Genomic DNA, 16474 nt, shown 5'->3' with positions numbered 1-16474 from the left:
GGGATCGTGCCACGCCCCACCGGGGCGCTCAAGCCCGCTGACGGGGCGTGCTCAGGTCGATGCGACCCGCTCGAACACCAGGTCCCACACGCCATGCCCCAGCTTGATGCCGCGGTTCTCGAACTTGGTGAGCGGGCGGTAGCCGGGCTTGGGTGCGTAGCCTTCGGCCGTGTTGCGCAGCAGCGGCTCTGTCGACAGCACTTCGAGCATCTGCTCGGCATAGGGCTGCCAGTCGGTGGCGCAATGGATGTAGCCGCCGGGGCGCAGGTGCTGCGCGAGCTTGGTCACGAACTCGGGCTGGATCAGGCGGCGCTTGTTGTGGCGCTTCTTGTGCCACGGGTCGGGGAAGAACACATGCACGCCGGCCAGGGTGCCGGGCTGCAGCATGTGGTCGAGCACGTCGACCGCGTCGTGCGCGCAGATGCGGATGTTCGACAGCGACTGCTCGCCGATGCGCTTGAGCAGCGCGCCCACGCCGGGCTCGTGCACTTCGCAGCAGAGGAAGTTGGTCTCGGGCAGCACGGTGGCGATGTGCGCTGTGGCCTCGCCCATGCCGAAGCCGATCTCCAGTACCGTAGGGCCGGCGCGGCCGCCGAAGGCGGCAGTCAGGTCGAGCGGTTCGGGCTTGTAGGGCAGGAGGAACAGCGGGCCCAGTTCGGAAAAGGCGCGTGCCTGGCCGTCGGTGGTGCGGCCGGCGCGCTTCACGAAGCTCTTGAGGCGGCGATGCAGCGGGTGCGGCTTGGCCGCGTCGTCGTCGCTGCCGTCGGAAGAGGGCGCATCGTCGCTGCGCGGGAGGTCGTTGGACACGGTGTCGGGAGAATTCATTACGGCTGCGAATTGTAGAGAGCGCGCCATTCGGGCACCCAGCCGGCCAGGGCGTCCGCGCAGCCGGTGGCCGTGGCGGGTCGCAGGCCGAGCACGCGTGCGGCGCTGTCCAGCGCGGCCAGGGCGGCTTCGGGCGTGCCCGTGTCGATGGAGATCGCGCCGTTTTGCTTCGACAGCTTGTCGCCGTCGGCGCCGCGCACCAGCGGCGTGTGCAGGTAGCTCGGCGTGGGAAAACCGAGCGCGCGCTGCAGCAGGATCTGGCGCGCCGTGTTGTCGGTGAGGTCCTCGCCGCGGACCACGTCGGTCACGCCCTGTTCGGCATCGTCGACCACCACGGCGAGCTGATAGGCCCAGGGGCCGTCGGCGCGGCGCAGCACGAAGTCGCCGACATCGCGGCTCACGTTCTGGCACTGGCGCCCGAGGCGGCGGTCGGTCCAGCAGAGTTCGCTGCCGGCATCCGGGGCGTCGGCGTCTTCTTCCTCCCAGGGCACGCCCGGCGTGGGCGGCCGGTCGGCTTCGAACTTCCCGGTGGCGAAGCGCCAGGCGCGCGCCGGCTTGCCGTGCAGTCCGTCGCGGCAGGTGCCAGGATAGACCCGCTCGCCGTGGCGCTCGTGCCGCAGGCCGAGGCGCGCGAGCGCCTGGTTGATGTCCTTGCGCGAGCAGCCGCAGGGGTAGGCCAGGTCGCTGGCCTGCAGCCTGGCCAGTGCGGCTTCGTAGCGCGCGGTGCGCTGTGTCTGCCACACGGGGGCTTCGTCGGGCAGCAGGCTGCAATCAGCCAACTGCTGGAGGATGTGCTCGCCCATGCCGGGCAGGCAGCGCTCGGTGTCGGCGTCTTCGATGCGGACCAGCCAGCGCGCCTGCGGACCGCGGGCACGCACGTCGAGCCAGCTTGCCAGCGCTGCCACCAGAGAGCCCGCATGCAGCGGGCCGGTGGGCGAGGGCGCGAAGCGGCCGGTCTCCCTCATCATCTCCCGGTCAGATGACGTCGAGTGCGAGCGACAGGCCGGAGAGGAACGCGTCTTCCACGCGGTGGCCGGTGCACCAGTCGCCGGCCACGCCGATGTGCGCCTTGGCATCCCAGAGGTGGGTGGTGCCCATCGGCACCTGCGTCTGCGCTTCGCTCCAGCACAGCGCCTGGGCGTGCGCGGGGGTGGCATGGACGCCGGTGATCTCGGCGAAGGCACGCAGCAGCTTGGCCTCGACGCGCGCGGGCGTGTCGCGCACGTGTTCCTGCGACCACGCGGCGCTGGCCTGCAGCGTCCAGCGTTCGACGGGCTCGCGGCCGGGCTTGGAGGATTCGCGTGCCAGCCATGCCACGCGGTGGTGGGTGCTGCGCGCAGCGTTCCACTGCGGGCCGAGGTGCGACATGGTGGGCTGGTTGGCCTGGGGGTAGGCGATCATCAGCGTCCAGCAGGGCGCGATGCGCACGGGTTCGATCTTGCGGCTGAGCGTGGCCGAGAGCTTGCCGTCGCCCAGCAGCGCGCGGGCGCGCGAAGGCGGCACGGCGAGCAGCACGGCGTCGAAGCCCGAATACACGTGCCGGGAGTCGTCGGTGCCCGTGGTGCGCAGCTGCCAGCGCTGGGGGGCAAGTGCATCGCACTCGATCTGCGTGCCCTGCGTGCCGGCGACGAGGCTGTCGCCGAGCGGCTTGGCCCAATGGGCCACCAGCGCATCCATGCCGGGCTGCGCCACCCAGTGCGGCTCGAGCGAAGGCAGGGCCGCCTCGGCTACGCGGCCGTGGGCGTCGAGCACGCGCACGAGGTTGGCGCTCCAGCGCTTGCACAGGCTGGGCGTGCTTGCCAGCGCCAGCGCAAAGCGCGGGTCGCGCACGGTGAAGTACTGCGCGCCGCTGTCGAAGCGGCCGAAGGCGGTGTCGATGCTCGCCATGCGTCCGCCGGCCGTGGCCTCGCGTTCGAACAGCGTGACCTTGTGGCCGGCTTGCACCAGCGTTCGCGCACAGGCCACCCCGGCAATGCCAGCGCCGACGACGGCGTAATGGCGCGGGGTGGCTGGGGTTCGGTGGCGGACGGAGGGCTTGGCAGTTGCGCGAGTGCTCATTGCAGACTCTTTTCTTCTGGGTGGGAATGCGGTTGGATGTGTCTGCACTCTACATCGGTCCGAGAGGGGCTTCGCCTGAGGGCACACCCTTAGCGACGCCGCGCGCTCCTCGGCAATACTTATCGGCCCCGATGCCGCTCGAGCAACGCGCGCCGCGTGCCTTCATGCTCGAACTGCGCCAGCCACCATTCGAGCGCCTTCCCCGGCTTGCCCGCGCTGCGCACGCGCCATGCGCAATGCATCGTTCCAAGCGGCGGCTTGCGCTCTGTCTTCAGCTCGACCAGGTGCCCGGCCTCGATGTACGGCCGCGCCATCGGCTCCGGCAGGAAGCCGCCGCCCAGCCCGTGCAGCTGCGCCGCGATCTTGGCCTGCATGCTCGGCACGGTGAGCACGTCCTGCCCGCCCACGAGGTTCACCGTCATGCTGGGGCCGTGCCGCGCCGAATCGGCTGCGGCCACCGCGCGGTGCTGCCGCATCACCGCGTCGCTCAGCGGCTCGGACATGCGCGCCAGCGGATGGTGCGGCGCCACGGCGTAGACGAAGCGCAGCTCGCCGATCAGCCGGCTGCGGATGCCGGTGGCGGTGAACGTCAGGCTCGCCGCATCGAGCACCGCGCCGATGGCCAGGTCGGCCTCGCCGGTGGTCAGCGCCTCGATGGTGCCCAGCAGCGTCTCGTCGCGCAGCTTGAGCCTCGTCGGCGGCTCGAGGGCGAAGAAGGCGGTGGCCAGGTCGAGCAGCGGGTCGCGCGCGATCACGCTGTCGACCGCGATGGTCAGCATCGGCTCCCAGCCCGTGGCGACGCGCTTCACGCGGTTGGCCACCGCATCGATCTCGGCCAGCAGCCGGTCGGCCTCGCGCAGCAGTTCGGCTCCGGCCTCGGTCAGCCGCGCCTGGCGGGCGCTGCGGTCGAACAGCAGCACGTCGAGCGCGTCCTCGATCTGGCGCACGCGGTAGCTCAACGCGCTCGGCACGAGATTCAGCGAGCGGGCGGCGGCAGCAAAGCTGCCGGTGCCGGCCACGGTCTGGAGCATGGCGAGGGCGTCGGGGGTCAGCACGTCTCGGGGGCTGGGCATGGGGGCTCCATTGATCAAATTATTTGAATGGTGCCATCAAACCGAGGCGTCTTTCCGAATGGGGTGCGGACCTAAAGTTCTTTACATCCGCTGCGCATCCGGCGCGGCATATGAAAGAGGCCCGCATACCCCCAAAGGGGCAGGGCCAAAGGAGTTCTACGATGTTGCAAGTCCGTAAATCTCAGGAACGCGGTTATGCCGATCATGGCTGGCTGCGCTCGTTCCACAGCTTTTCCTTTGCCGGTTACTACGACCCTGCCTACATGGGCTTCGGCAACCTGCGGGTGATCAACGAAGACCGCGTGGCGGCGGGCGCCGGTTTCGGCACCCACGGCCACAAGGACATGGAGATCATCAGCTACGTGCTCTCGGGCGAACTGGCGCACAAGGACAGCATGGGCAACGTGGAAAGCATCCCTCCCGGCGACGTGCAGCGCATGAGCGCTGGCCGCGGCGTGATGCACAGCGAGTTCAACCACAAGGCCGACGAGACCACGCACTTCCTGCAGATCTGGATCGAGCCGAATGTGCGCGGCATTGCGCCGGGCTACGAACAGAAGCAGTTCACCGACGCCGAGAAGCGCGGCAAGCTGCGCCTCGTGGCCTCGCCCGACGGCAGCGACGGCTCGGTGACGGTGCATGCCGATGCCCGCCTGTACGCCGGCCTGCTCGACGGCGAGGAAAAGGCCAGCCTGGCGCTCGACCCGCAGCGCAAGAGCTATGTGCACCTGGTGCGCGGCGAGCTCGAAGTGAACGGCCAGAAGCTCGTGGGCGGCGACGCCGCGATGCTGCAGGGCGAATCGCAACTGACGCTGGGCGCCGGCAAGGACGCCGAAGTGCTGGTGTTCGACCTGGCCGCCTGATCCCCCTTGCCGGGCGCTCGGTGCGCCCGGTTCTTTTCTCTTTTTTCTTTTTCAACAACCGAGGAGTTTTCAACCATGGCAACCGCAACCGCAACCGCAACCGCAACCGCAACAACCACCACCACTACCGCCAATTCCACACAAGACACGCTCGCTCTGATCGGCCGCATCCTGGTCGCCTACCTGTTCATTCCCGCCGGCATCGGCAAGCTCATGGGCTTCGGCGGCACAGTCGGCTACATCACCTCGGCCGGCCTGCCGCTGCCCGAAGTGGCGGCGGCCATCGCGATCGTCGTCGAGCTGGGCCTCGGCATCGCGCTGCTGCTGGGCGTCAAGACCCGCTGGACCGCCATCGTGATGGCGATCTTCTCTGTGGTCACGGCGCTGTTCTTCCACAAGTACTGGTCCGCGCCCGACGCGATGAAAATGATGCAGCAGATCAACTTCAACAAGAACATCGCGATTGCCGGTGGCCTGCTTGCGATCGCTGCTTTCGGCGCTGGTCGTTTCAGCATCGATAGAAAGTAAGCTCTTCCTGGAGGCTTCGCGCACTTCGAGTTGTTTCGGGGTGCGCTCACGCCGACGGGGTACCTTGCTCCGCGAATGTCCCCCGGCCTGCGGCCTCCTCCTTTATTTCGCTGCGCAAGGCACCCCATCGGCGTGATCGTTCAGAGCACTGGTTGATCGGCTGCAAACCAACAGCGTGCCCATCGTGCACAGGGCACCGGGTGCTCCCCGCAGCGAAATAAAGGAGGAGGCCGAAGGCCGGGGGACATTCGCGGAGGGGAGTACCCGGTGGCCTGTGCACGCACCCCGAACAAAAGCACTCCGAACAACCCACCGTCACTGGAGAAAACATCCCATGGCAAACATCGTCGTCGTCTTCCATTCCGGCTACGGCCACACCCAGCGCGTGGCGCAAGCCGTGGCCGATGGCGCTGACGCCCAACTGCTCGCCATCGATGCGGACGGCAACCTGCCTGAAGGCGGCTGGGAACTGCTGGCCGCGGCCGACGCGATCATCTTCGGCTCGCCCACCTACATGGGCGGCGTGAGCTGGCAGTTCAAGAAGTTCGCCGACGCGTCGTCGAAGGTCTGGTACACGCAGGGCTGGAAGGACAAGCTCTTCGCCGGCTTCACCAACAGCGCGACCATGAACGGCGACAAGGTCACCACCATGACCTACCTCTGGACGCTCGCGATGCAGCACGGCGGCATCTGGGTCAGCATGGGCATCCTGCCGGCCAACAACAAGGCCGCCACGCGCGACTCGATGAACTACGTGGGCGGCTACGGCGGCCTGCTGACGCAGTCGCCGACCGACGCCAGCCCGGCCGAGATGGCGAAAGGCGACTTCGACACCGCCCGCGCGTTCGGCGAGCGCATCGGCACAGTGGCAAGATCGCGCGAATAACCGGCAACCCCACGGAGAACACGATGACCGACACCAACCCCGAGACCCAATTGCTCAACCCGCACGACAAGGACCTCGGCGGTGGCTTCAAGGTGCGGCGCCTGCTGCCCGCGGCGCAGCGCCGATCGGTCGGCCCGTTCGTGTTCTTCGACCATTTCGGCCCGGCCACCGAGCAGCCGGGCACCGAGCACGACGTGCGGCCGCATCCGCACATCGGCCTCTCGACGGTCACGTATCTCTTCAAGGGCGCGATGATGCATCGCGACAGCCTCGGCAGCGTGCAGGAGATCCTGCCCGGCGCCATCAACTGGATGACGGCGGGGCGCGGCATCGTGCACTCCGAGCGCAAGCCCGAGCGCCTCAAGGCCGACACCTACGTGAACCACGGTCTGCAACTGTGGGTCGCATTGCCGCAGGCGCATGAAGAGATCGAGCCCAGCTTCGAGCACACGCCGGCCGACGCGATCCCCGAGCTGAAAGAGCAGGGCGCCGGTGTGCGCGTGTTGGTGGGCGAGGCCTTCGGTGCGCGTTCGCCGGTCAAGACGCTGTCGCAGACCGTGTACCTCGACATCGCGTTGCCGGCAGGTGGGCGCTTCGTGCTGCCCGCGCTGGCGCCCGAGCTGGCCATCTATGCGGTCGATGCCGATGTCAGCGTGAACGGCGAGCCTGTTTCCGTGCACACCATGGCCGTGCTGCCCGACGGCCAGGGCGCGGTGCTGGCTTCCGACACCGCCGCGCGCCTGATGGTGATCGGCGGCGAACCGCTCGACGGACCGCGCTACATCACCTGGAACTTCGTCTCCAGCCGGCGCGAGCGCATCCTTGAAGCCGGTTCCGACTGGGCCGCCCAGCGCATGGGCCATGTGCCCGGCGAGACCGAGTTCATTCCGCTGCCAGGCAAGCCTTTTGGCGTGCGCGAGCCTGATGTGGGCACTACGCCGGTCTGATCTCGAGTGGCCGTTGTCCAGGGCGCGTGCGCAGGGCACCGGGTACTCCTCTCCGCGAATGTCCCCCGGCCTGCGGCCTCCTCCTTTATTTCGCTGCGGGGAGCACCCGGTGCCCTGTGCACAACGAGCGTTGCTGTTGTTTCGCTCGATCAACAAGTGCTCTGAACGATCACGTCGATGCGGGGGCCTTTTTCGCGAAATAAAGGAGGAGCCCGAAGGGCGGGGGACATTCGCGAAAAAGGTCACCGCGTCGGCGTGATCGCGCCCTGAACGCACGCACAGCGCCATGAAAAAGGGCCCGCTCAACGGGCCCTATGCATTGGCGAAGCGCGCGGGCTATTCGCCGCTGAGCGACACCGCCTCGGCCGGCGGCGAACCTTCCGGCGCCTTCGGCAGCTCGACCATGGCCTTGCGGCCTCCACGAGCGCGCCACGCCGAGTAACCCACGCCCGCCAGCAGCAGCGCGCACAGGCCGATGAAAGTGCCGCTGATAGGACGCGTCACGAACACCGACATGTCGCCGCGCGAGAGCAGCAGCGCGCGGCGGAAGTTCTCTTCCACCATCGGGCCGAGCACGAAGCCCAGCAGGATCGGTGCGACCGAGAATTCGAGCGTCATCAGCACGGCGCCGACGATGCCGAACACCAGCACTTCCCAGATCTGAAACAGGCTGTTCTGCGTGCTGTACACGCCCGTCGCGATGAAGAACATCGCGGCCGGGAACAGGTACTTGTAGGGCACCTTCAGCAGCTTCACCCACACGCCGATCATCGGCACGTTCAGGATCACGAGGATCACGTTGCCGATCCAGAACGAGGCGATCAGGCCCCAGAAGATGTCCGGATGCTCGGTGATGAGCTGCGGGCCGGGCTGGATGCCCTGGATCAGCAGCGCACCCAGGATCAGCGCCATCACCGCGTCGCCCGGAATGCCCAGGCTCATCGTCGGGATGAAGTCGACCTGCGTCTTCGAATGGGCCGAGGCCTCGGGGCCGGCCACGCCTTCGATCATGCCGGTGCCGAACTTGTTCGGCGTCTTCGACACCTTGCGCTCCAGCGCATAGGCGATGAAGGTGGTGATGGTCGGGCCCGTGCCGGGCATTGCGCCGAACACCGTGCCCACCAGCGTGCCGCGCAGCATGGCGGGGAAGGCGCGCTTGAGTTCTTCCTTGCTCGGGCGCATGTCGCTGAGCTTGAGCGTGCCGGTGTCGCCGATGGCCTTCATGCGGTTCACGTTGAGCAGGAAGTCGGCCACGCCGAACAGGCCCATCGAGATCGCCACGAGTTCGAGGCCGTCGCTCAGCTCGGGCAGGCCGAACGCGAAGCGGAAGCTGCCGCTGTTCACGTCGGTGCCGACCACGCCGCACAGCAGGCCGAACAGCGTCATCGCCACGCCCTTGAGCGGCGAGCCGCGCGACATGGTGGAGCCGGCGAGCAGGCCCAGCAGCATGATCGAGAAGATCTCGGTCGGGCCGAACTTGAACGCGATTTGCACCAGCAGCGGCGAGGCGAAGATCATCACGATGATGCCGACGGACGCCGCGAAGAACGAGGCGATCATCGTCACCCCGAGCGCGACGCCCCCCTTGCCCTGCTTGGTCATCGGGTACCCGTCGAGACAGGTCACCGCATGCGGCGGGTGCGAGGGCATGTTCATCAGGATGGCACCGATGGCGCCGCCGTACTGCGAGCCGTAGAAGATGCCGGCCAGCATCAGGATGGCGGGCACCGGATGCATCGCGTAGGTGAGCGGCAGCAGGATCGAGATGGCCTGCAGCGCGCCCATGCCCGGCAGCACGCCGATCAGGTTGCCCACCAGCACGCCAAAGAACGACCACAGCAGGTTGGAGCCCTGGAACGCAACGCCGAAGCCGAACCAGAGGTCGTGGAGCGATTGACCGATCATGATCTCAGCCTCCCCACTGGAACAGGGGCAGCTGCAGCTTGAGCGCCCACCAGAAGACCACCACTGCGATGAAGCACATCGCGAGCGCCAGCAGCAGCGCCTCGGTCAGCGTGTTGTCGCGGTCGCCGAGCGCCGAGATGAACACGATCGCGAAGGTCGCCGGCAGCAGGCCGCCGTACTCGCCGAACAGCAGGAACGCGAGGATGCCGAGGATGATGCAGATGCAACCGCGCATGTCGGGCATGCCGCCCGGATGGCCGTGCGACGCGGCCTCTTCACTGGCGCCGCTCGCGGACTTCTCGCCGCGCGCCGAGATGGCGATGAGCAGGCCGGTGAGCGCCAGCAACCCGCCGAGCGCAACCGGAAAGAAGCCCGGTCCCATGTGCGCCAGCTCGCCCACGCGGTAGCCGATGCCGGCGTATACCGCGGCCAGTCCAGTGACGATCAGCAGGGCGCCGCCGTAGTAATTTTTTTTGAATTTTGAAGCGGGCCGGGGCGCGTGCGAGGCCGGATCTTCACCGAGCTGGTGCTGCATAAGTCTCCTTCGTTTGGAAGGAGCGCAGTCTAGGAATCGAGACTTTCAATCCCCTTTCGGAAGAGGCTCTGGCGGCCTTGCGAACCGCAAAATACGTGTAATCACGTACCGGCATGTCCGGTGAAACCCTTGCAAAAAGGACTTCAGAAGGCGCGCAGCGGCAGCCTCAGGATTGCGCGCAGTCCGCCGCCGTTGGCGCTCTCCGGCATGTCGGCGTTGTCGAGTTCGATCTCGCCGCCGTTGCGCCGCGCATAGCTGCGCGCAATGGTCAGGCCAAGGCCCGCGCCGTGCGCCGGACCGGCGCCTGCGGAGGGGTCGCGATGGAAGCGTTCGAACACCTGTTCGCGTCGTTCGGGCGCAATGCCCGGCCCGCTGTCGCACACCTCGGCCAGAGCGTACGAAGCCTCGCGCCGCACGGTCACGGTGATGTTGCCGCCGCGCGGCGTGTACTTGATGGCGTTGTGCACGAGGTTGGCGAGCGCCTCGTGCAGCTCGGCGGCGTTGGCCGCGACGGGCAGCACGGGTGGGTCGTCTTCCTCGCCGGCCGCGTCGGTGCTGTCGATGTCCGCCACGCCGTTTGCAGTGTCGCCGCGTGCATCGACCCAGCCCAGGTCCTGGTCGTTCTCGCGCGCGAGCGGCAGGTACTGCAGCACCACGGCGCGCGCGATGGCGTTGAGGTCGGCCACCGCGGGCTCGGCCGGTGCGGCCTCGTCTTCGGAGGTGGCGTGGGCCAGCGCCAGCAACTGTTCGCTCAGGCGGCGCGTGCGCGCGAGCTGCGCGACGATGGCGTGCAGCGATTCGCGCATGCGTGCCGGATCGGTCTCGCGCACCGCGTAGCCCGCCTGGATCGACAGGATGCTCAACGGCGTGCGCAACTGGTGCGAGGCATCGGCCAGGAACTGCGATTGCTTGGCCACCATGCGCCGGTGGCCCGCGATGTGGTGGTTCACCGCGTCGACCAGCGGCACGACTTCATGCGGCACGCCGCTGGCGTCGAGCGGCTTCAGGTCGTCGCGCGAGCGTTCGCGCAGCGAGCGGCGCAGGCGCTCCAGCGGGCGCAGCGACCAGGCCACGCCGAGCCACACCAGCAGCGCCATCACCACCACCATGCGCGTGTCGCGCAGGAGTTCCTGGCGCAGTGTCTCGGCCTGGGCCGCGGCGCGCGGGCCGATGCCCTCGGCCGCCTGGATCAGCACGCTGTAGGCAACGCCGGGGTGGACGTCGTCGTACACCGTCTGCCGCAGCGCGGCCACGCGCACCGGATGCTGTTCGTGCACCGCGTCGTAGAACACCGGCGTGCCGTCGGGCGGACGCTGCGCCGGGCGGGGCAGGGCAGGCACGCCCATCAGCGTGGTCTCGGGCGATTTCACGTCGAGCGCCTCGCCCTTCGGAATGCGCTGCACGCCGACGTGCAGGTATTTGTAGCGCAGGTGCGTGGACTCGAACATCGCCTGGATCGAAAACGGCTCCTGCACCCGCACGCTGCCGTCGCCGGCCACCACGATGCCGTTGGCCAGCGCCTGCACCGGCTCGAGCAGGCTTTGGTCGTAGGCGACCACGAGCGAATCGGTCAGCGCCTGGTAGTCGCTCCAACTGTCGAGCGCCAGCAGCGCGACGATGCCGGGCAGCAGCAGCGCGAGCATCCGCGCGCGGATGCCGAAGCGCTGCGCTTGCTGCGGCGCCGGCTCAGTCGTCTTCGCCGGGGAGCTCGGGGCGGACTGCTGGGGCAGAGGATCCATCGGCAATGCTCTCCAGCATATAGCCCAGGCCACGCACGGTGACGATGCGCACGTCGCTGTCCGCGAGCTTGCGCCGCAGCCGGTGCAGCACCACCTCGATGGCATCGGGGCCGGCAGTGCTGTCGTTGGTGAACACCTTGGCAAAGAGCTGCGACTTGCCGACCGGCGCGCCGCTGCGCATCAACAGGGCGGTGAGCGCGGCCTGCTCGCGCGGCGTGAGCGACAGCAGCGTGCCGCGCAGCGTGAAGGCGTGGCTCTGGCTGTCGTACGACAGCGAGGCGCACTGAAGGCGCGGGTGCTGCTTGCCGCGGCTGCGGCGCACCAGGGCCGACAGGCGCGCTTCGAGTTCGGCCAGCTCGAAAGGCTTGGTGAGAAAGTCGTCGGCGCCCAGGTTCAGGCCGCGCACGCGGTCCTGCAAGGCACCCTGCGCGGTGAGGATCAGCACCGGCGTGCGGTCGTCGGCATTGCGCATGTCGGCCAGCACGCTCAGGCCGTGCTTGTCGGGCAGGCGCAGGTCGAGCACGATGGCGTCGTATTCGGTGCCGGCCATGAAGGCCTCGGCGGTGCGCGCATCGGGCGCATGGTCGGCCACGAAGCTGCTCTGGGTCAATGCGCGGACCAGCCACGAGGCCATGTCCAGTTCGTCTTCCACCAGGAGGATCCGCATCCGGCGCCCGTGTTATTTCTTGATGCCGAGATCCGGATCTTCGGATGCGCGGGCACTGGCGCGTGCCGAGCGCGCGCTCAGGTCGGGCGCCAGGGCCTCGCGGCCGTCGAACACGAAGCAGTCGCCCTGGTAGTGCGCGCTGCCGATCTCCTCGAAGTACTTCAGGATGCCGCCTTCGAGCTGGAGCACGTGCTCCACGCCTTCCTCGCGCATCAGGATCGCGGCCTTCTCGCAGCGGATGCCACCGGTGCAGAAGCTCACGACCGTCTTGCCCTTGAACTCCTCGCGATGCGCCTTGAGGGCGGGCGGGAACTCGGTGAACTTGCCGATGCGCCAGTCGATGGCGCCTTCGAAGCTGCCGTAATCGACTTCGAAGGCATTGCGCGTGTCGAGCAGGGCGATCTCCCGGCCCTCATCGTCATGGCCCTGGTCGAGCCAGCGCTTGAGCGTAGGAGCGTCCACGCCGGGCGCCCGGCCCGCGGCGGGCTGGATGGCCGGATGGTCCATGCGGATGATCTCGCGCTTGAGCTTCACCAGCATGCGGCGGAAGGGCTGCGCGGCGGACCAGCTTTCCTTGGCCTCGAGGTCGGTAAAGCGCGCATCGGCGCGCAAATGCGCCAGAAAAGCCCGCACTCCGTCGGTGGGGCCGGCCAGGAACAGGTTGATGCCCTCGGGCGCCAGCAGGATGGTGCCCATGAGTCCCAGGGCCTGCGCGCGGGCGCGCAGGTCTTCACGCAGCACGGGGCTGTCGTCGATGGCCACGAACTTGTAGGCCGCGATATTCAAAATCTCTTGCACGGGGCGGGATTTTAGGTGCCGCCGGTGGGGCTTCCCTGACTCGGGGCCTCTTCCCGGCAGGCCGGGAGCGATTTCAGGGATTGCCAACCCACATCGTGGAGGCGGCGCTTTCTACAATGAAAGGATGTTTGTTCACCTGCGCCTGCACACCGAGTTTTCCGTCGTCGACGGCACCAACCGAATCGACGAAGTCATCAAGGCCGCCGCTGCCGACAAGCAGCCCGCGCTGGCCATCACCGACCTGAACAACCTGTTCGGTGCGGTCAAGTTCTACAAGCAGGGCCGCGGCAAGGGCGTCAAGCCCATCATCGGCGCTGAAGTGTTCGTGGAAGGGATGGGCAAGGAGCCCGGCGTGCTCACCCGCATCGTGCTGCTGGTGCAGAACATGGAGGGCTACCTGAACCTGTCCGAGCTGCTGGCGCGGGCCTGGACGCAGAACGTGGGCCGGGGCCAGTCGCAGGCGGCCTGCAAGCTGGAATGGGTCGAGGAACTGGCGGGCGGGCTGATCGCACTCTCCGGCGCCCAGGCGGGGCCGCTGGGACAGCCGCTGCTGCAGGGGCAGGGCGAGCGTGCGGCCGAGCTGGCACTGAAGCTGGCGGGCATCTTTCCGCATCGCTTCTACATCGAGCTGCAACGCGCGGGCCGGCCTGAAGACGAGCCGCACGTGATCGCTGCCGTGCAGCTGGCGGCCCGGCTGCACCTGCCGGTGGTCGCCACGCACCCCGTGCAGTTCGCCGCCCGCGAAGACTACGAGGCGCACGAGGCGCGCGTGTGCATTTCCGAAGGCGAAATTCTTGGCAACCCGCGCCGGATGCGCCGGTTCACCGAGGAGCAGTACTTCAAGTCGACCGCCGAGATGCAGGCACTGTTCGCCGACGTGCCGAGCGCGCTGGCCAACACGGTCGAGATCGCCAAGCGCTGCAACCTGACGCTGGTGCTCGGCAAGCCGCAACTGCCGGACTTTCCGACGCCCTTCATCAGCGAAGGCGTGCGCATGCCTATCGACGATTTCTTCCGCCAGGAATCGTTCGCCGGGCTGGAGCAGCGCCTGAAGCATCTCTTTCCCGACGAGGCCAGGCGCGAGGCCGAACGCCCGCGCTACGTCGAGCGGCTGGAGTTCGAGATCAACACGATCCTGAACATGGGGTTCCCGGGCTACTTCCTGATCGTGGGCGACTTCATCCAGTGGGCCAAGAACAACGGCTGCCCGGTGGGCCCGGGCCGGGGCTCGGGTGCCGGCTCGCTGGTGGCCTATGCGCTGAAGATCACCGACCTCGACCCGCTCGAATACAAGCTGCTGTTCGAACGCTTCCTGAACCCCGAGCGCGTCTCGATGCCCGACTTCGACATCGACTTCTGCCAGGGCAACCGCGACCGCGTGATCGACTACGTGAAGGACAAGTACGGCCGCAACGCCGTGAGCCAGATCGCCACCTTCGGCACCATGGCCGCGCGCGCGGCCATCCGCGACGTGGGCCGCGTGCTCGACATGAGCTACATGTTCTGCGACGGCATCAGCAAGCTGATTCCGAACAAGCCCGGCATGTCGGTCACGCTGCAGTACCCGCCCGAAAAGAAGATCGAGGGCGACAAGAACAACTACGCCATCGAGATGGAGCCGCAGCTCGCGGAGCGCATCGAGAAGGAAGAAGAAGTCCGAATGCTGGTCGAGCTCGCGCAGAAGCTCGAAGGCATGACCCGCAACATCGGCATGCACGCCGGGGGCGTGCTCATTGCGCCGGGCAAGCTCACCGATTTCTGCCCGCTCTACCAGCAGCCCGGCAGCGAATCGGCCGTGAGCCAGTACGACAAGGACGACGTCGAAGCGATCGGCCTCGTGAAGTTCGACTTCTTGGGTCTTGCCACGCTGACGATCCTGGAGATCGCGCGCGAGTTCATCATGAAGCGCCACAAGGGCCAGGAGAACTTCGCGTTCGAGAACATCCCGCTGAACGACGCGGCCACCTACCGGCTCTTCTCCGACGGCAAGACCGAGGCCGTGTTCCAGTTTGAAAGCCGCGGCATGCAGGGCATGCTGAAGGATGCGCGCCCGACACGGCTCGAAGACCTGATCGCGCTGAACGCGCTGTACCGTCCGGGCCCGATGGACCTGATTCCCAGCTTCGTGGCGCGCAAGCACGGCCGCGAAGAGGTGGAGTACCCGCACCCGGCGGTGGCCGAGATGCTCTCCGAGACCTACGGGATCATGGTCTACCAGGAGCAGGTGATGCAGACCGCGCAGATCCTGGGCGGCTACTCGCTCGGCGGCGCCGACCTGCTGCGCCGCGCGATGGGCAAGAAGAAGCTCGAGGAGATGGCCGAGCACCGCGAGAAATTCCGCGCGGGCGCGCTGGCAACGCACGGCATCGTCCAGGACAAGGCCGACGAGATCTTCGACTTGATGGAGAAGTTCGCGGGCTACGGCTTCAACAAGTCGCACGCGGCCGCCTATTCGCTGCTGGCGTATCACACGGGCTGGCTCAAGGTCCACTACACGGCCGAGTTCTTCTGCGCGAATATGACCGTGGAAATGGACGACACGGACAAGCTCAAGCTCTTGTTCGAGGACGCCCAGAAGAACTTCGGCATCACCTTCGAGCCGCCGGACGTGAACCGCGGCAACTACCGCTTCGAGCCAGTCACGAACAAGATCATCCGTTACGGCCTGGGCGCGGTGAAGGGCACGGGCCAGCTCGCGGTCGAGGCCGTGGTGCGTGCACGCGAGGAGGGCGGGCCGTTCAAGAGCCTGTTCGATTTCTGCGTGCGCATCGACCGCCAGCGCATCAACAAGCGCACGGTCGAGGCGCTCATCAAGGCCGGCGCGTTCGACGCGATCCAGCAGAACCGCGCGTCGCTGATCGCCTCGGTCGATCGCGCCTTCGAATTCGCCAACGCCACGGCGGCCAATGCGGCGCAGGTCGACATCTTCAGTGACGCGGAGCACGGCTCGGCCCCCGCCGAGCCCGACCTCGTCGACGCCACGCCCTGGGGCGTGAAGGAGCGGCTGACGCTCGAGAAGACGGCCGTGGGCTTCTACCTGTCGGGCCACCTGTTCGACGAGGTCTCGCACGAGGTGCGGCGCTTCTGCAAGCGCGAGATCGGCGACCTGCTCGACAGCCGCGACCAGCAGGTCATTGCCGGCATCGTGAGCGACTTCCGCGTGATCAACGGCCAGCGCGGCCGGCTGGCGATCTTCAAGCTCGACGACAAGTCGGACTCGATCGACGCCACGGCCGACGAGGCACTCATCAACGCCAACCGCAACACGCTGAAGGACGACGAGCTGGTCATCGTCAGCGGCCGGTTGCAGCCCGCGCGCGGCGGCTTCGAGGCGCGCTTCCAGGTGCAGCAGGTGTGGGACCTGGCCACCGCGCGCTGCCGTTTCGGCAAGTTCCTGCGCGTGGCGGTGAACGGCAAGGCGCCCGACATCGCGCGCCTGCTGAAAGACTTTCCGCCGCGCACCGAGCAAACCGAGGTCGGCGACCTGATCCAGGGCCTGCCGGTGCGGTTGTCGATGGCGCGTGGCGGTGCGCAGGTCGAGCTGCAGCTGGGCGAGCGCGCCAAGTTCTTCCCGACCGACGCGGCGCTGGCGAGTTGGACCGCGCAGGCGGAAGCGGGCAAGGCGCTGATCGTCTACGACTGAGCTTGGG

At 67.6% G+C, this 16474-nt stretch carries 14 protein-coding genes; 5 read left to right on the top strand and 9 right to left on the bottom strand.

Going from position 1 to position 16474, the window contains the following annotated elements; genetic code table 11:
* Positions 1–51: 51 nt before the first annotated feature.
* The 4 genes from trmB to ACEOAB_RS16410 all read right to left on the bottom strand — a co-directional run bounded on the left by trmB (position 52) and on the right by ACEOAB_RS16410 (position 3956).
* Positions 52–825 carry a tRNA (guanosine(46)-N7)-methyltransferase TrmB gene (gene trmB, locus ACEOAB_RS16425; protein ID WP_056592211.1) on the bottom strand — a complete coding sequence of 258 codons (774 nt, stop codon included), beginning with the start codon at positions 823–825 and terminating at the stop codon, positions 52–54.
* The gene (gene gluQRS / locus ACEOAB_RS16420) at positions 825–1790 is read right to left on the bottom strand and encodes a tRNA glutamyl-Q(34) synthetase GluQRS (RefSeq protein ID WP_056594308.1); all 966 of its coding nucleotides are present in this window, start codon (positions 1788–1790) and stop codon (positions 825–827) included. Before gluQRS ends, trmB begins: the two co-directional genes overlap by 1 nt.
* Before the next feature lie 10 nt (positions 1791–1800).
* Positions 1801–2883, bottom strand: a complete 1083-nt coding sequence (locus tag ACEOAB_RS16415) for an NAD(P)/FAD-dependent oxidoreductase (protein WP_495652970.1) — start codon at positions 2881–2883, stop codon at positions 1801–1803.
* A gap of 119 nt (positions 2884–3002) precedes the next feature.
* Positions 3003–3956: a LysR family transcriptional regulator gene (locus ACEOAB_RS16410; RefSeq protein ID WP_056592214.1), complete on the bottom strand. Its 954-nt coding sequence runs from the start codon at positions 3954–3956 to the stop codon at positions 3003–3005.
* 161 nt (positions 3957–4117) lie between these two features.
* Here ACEOAB_RS16410 and ACEOAB_RS16405 point away from each other — a divergent pair, with 161 nt between their 5' ends.
* The 4 genes from ACEOAB_RS16405 (at position 4118) to ACEOAB_RS16390 (ending at position 7180) form a co-directional block, all read left to right on the top strand.
* Positions 4118–4819 (top strand): pirin family protein, encoded by a 702-nt coding sequence (locus ACEOAB_RS16405; RefSeq protein ID WP_056592218.1) that lies wholly within the window; start codon positions 4118–4120, stop codon positions 4817–4819.
* Positions 4820–4894: 75 nt separating this feature from the next.
* A complete protein-coding gene (locus ACEOAB_RS16400; protein WP_413751417.1) occupies positions 4895–5347 on the top strand; it encodes a DoxX family protein in 453 nt (150 codons plus the stop codon).
* 334 nt (positions 5348–5681) lie between these two features.
* Entirely contained in the window at positions 5682–6233 is a 552-nt protein-coding gene (locus tag ACEOAB_RS16395) for a flavodoxin family protein (RefSeq protein WP_056592224.1), read from the top strand.
* A gap of 23 nt (positions 6234–6256) precedes the next feature.
* Positions 6257–7180, top strand: coding sequence for a pirin family protein (locus ACEOAB_RS16390; protein WP_056592227.1), 924 nt, complete (start codon positions 6257–6259; stop codon positions 7178–7180).
* A gap of 336 nt (positions 7181–7516) precedes the next feature.
* Here ACEOAB_RS16390 and ACEOAB_RS16385 read toward each other — a convergent pair whose 3' ends face one another.
* The 5 genes from ACEOAB_RS16385 to ACEOAB_RS16365 form a co-directional block, all read right to left on the bottom strand.
* Positions 7517–9085, bottom strand: a complete 1569-nt coding sequence (locus ACEOAB_RS16385) for a tripartite tricarboxylate transporter permease (RefSeq protein WP_007837948.1) — start codon at positions 9083–9085, stop codon at positions 7517–7519.
* Between the two features lie 4 nt (positions 9086–9089).
* Entirely contained in the window at positions 9090–9620 is a 531-nt protein-coding gene (locus ACEOAB_RS16380) for a tripartite tricarboxylate transporter TctB family protein (protein ID WP_413749387.1), read from the bottom strand.
* A 143-nt stretch (positions 9621–9763) separates the two neighbouring features.
* Positions 9764–11359 carry a sensor histidine kinase gene (locus tag ACEOAB_RS16375; RefSeq protein ID WP_495652969.1) on the bottom strand — a complete coding sequence of 532 codons (1596 nt, stop codon included), beginning with the start codon at positions 11357–11359 and terminating at the stop codon, positions 9764–9766.
* On the bottom strand, positions 11307–12026 hold the full coding sequence (locus tag ACEOAB_RS16370) for a response regulator (RefSeq protein ID WP_413749389.1): 720 nt from the start codon (positions 12024–12026) through the stop codon (positions 11307–11309). Before ACEOAB_RS16370 ends, ACEOAB_RS16375 begins: the two co-directional genes overlap by 53 nt.
* Positions 12027–12038: 12 nt before the next feature.
* Entirely contained in the window at positions 12039–12824 is a 786-nt protein-coding gene (locus tag ACEOAB_RS16365; RefSeq protein ID WP_056592236.1) for a sulfurtransferase, read from the bottom strand.
* A gap of 124 nt (positions 12825–12948) precedes the next feature.
* Here ACEOAB_RS16365 and dnaE point away from each other — a divergent pair, with 124 nt between their 5' ends.
* Entirely contained in the window at positions 12949–16467 is a 3519-nt protein-coding gene (gene dnaE / locus ACEOAB_RS16360) for a DNA polymerase III subunit alpha (protein WP_495652968.1), read from the top strand.
* Positions 16468–16474 lie beyond the last annotated feature (7 nt).

It is taken from the genome of Variovorax sp. Varisp53 (assembly GCF_059491555.1).
Note: the sequence above shows the minus strand (reverse complement) of the source record. Positions and strands in the feature narration are given on the sequence as shown.

Bases quoted from the DNA above. Each gene is read 5' to 3' on its own strand.
- trmB (WP_056592211.1), bottom strand. From the start codon at position 825: ATGAATTCTCCCGACACCGTGTCCAACGACCTCCCGCGCAGCGACGAT.
- gluQRS (WP_056594308.1), bottom strand. From the start codon at position 1,790: ATGAGGGAGACCGGCCGCTTCGCGCCCTCGCCCACCGGCCCGCTGCAT.
- ACEOAB_RS16415 (WP_495652970.1), bottom strand. From the start codon at position 2,883: ATGAGCACTCGCGCAACTGCCAAGCCCTCCGTCCGCCACCGAACCCCA.
- ACEOAB_RS16410 (WP_056592214.1), bottom strand. From the start codon at position 3,956: ATGCCCAGCCCCCGAGACGTGCTGACCCCCGACGCCCTCGCCATGCTC.
- ACEOAB_RS16405 (WP_056592218.1), top strand. From the start codon at position 4,118: ATGTTGCAAGTCCGTAAATCTCAGGAACGCGGTTATGCCGATCATGGC.
- ACEOAB_RS16400 (WP_413751417.1), top strand. From the start codon at position 4,895: ATGGCAACCGCAACCGCAACCGCAACCGCAACCGCAACAACCACCACC.
- ACEOAB_RS16395 (WP_056592224.1), top strand. From the start codon at position 5,682: ATGGCAAACATCGTCGTCGTCTTCCATTCCGGCTACGGCCACACCCAG.
- ACEOAB_RS16390 (WP_056592227.1), top strand. From the start codon at position 6,257: ATGACCGACACCAACCCCGAGACCCAATTGCTCAACCCGCACGACAAG.
- ACEOAB_RS16385 (WP_007837948.1), bottom strand. From the start codon at position 9,085: ATGATCGGTCAATCGCTCCACGACCTCTGGTTCGGCTTCGGCGTTGCG.
- ACEOAB_RS16380 (WP_413749387.1), bottom strand. From the start codon at position 9,620: ATGCAGCACCAGCTCGGTGAAGATCCGGCCTCGCACGCGCCCCGGCCC.
- ACEOAB_RS16375 (WP_495652969.1), bottom strand. From the start codon at position 11,359: ATGGATCCTCTGCCCCAGCAGTCCGCCCCGAGCTCCCCGGCGAAGACG.
- ACEOAB_RS16370 (WP_413749389.1), bottom strand. From the start codon at position 12,026: ATGCGGATCCTCCTGGTGGAAGACGAACTGGACATGGCCTCGTGGCTG.
- dnaE (WP_495652968.1), top strand. From the start codon at position 12,949: ATGTTTGTTCACCTGCGCCTGCACACCGAGTTTTCCGTCGTCGACGGC.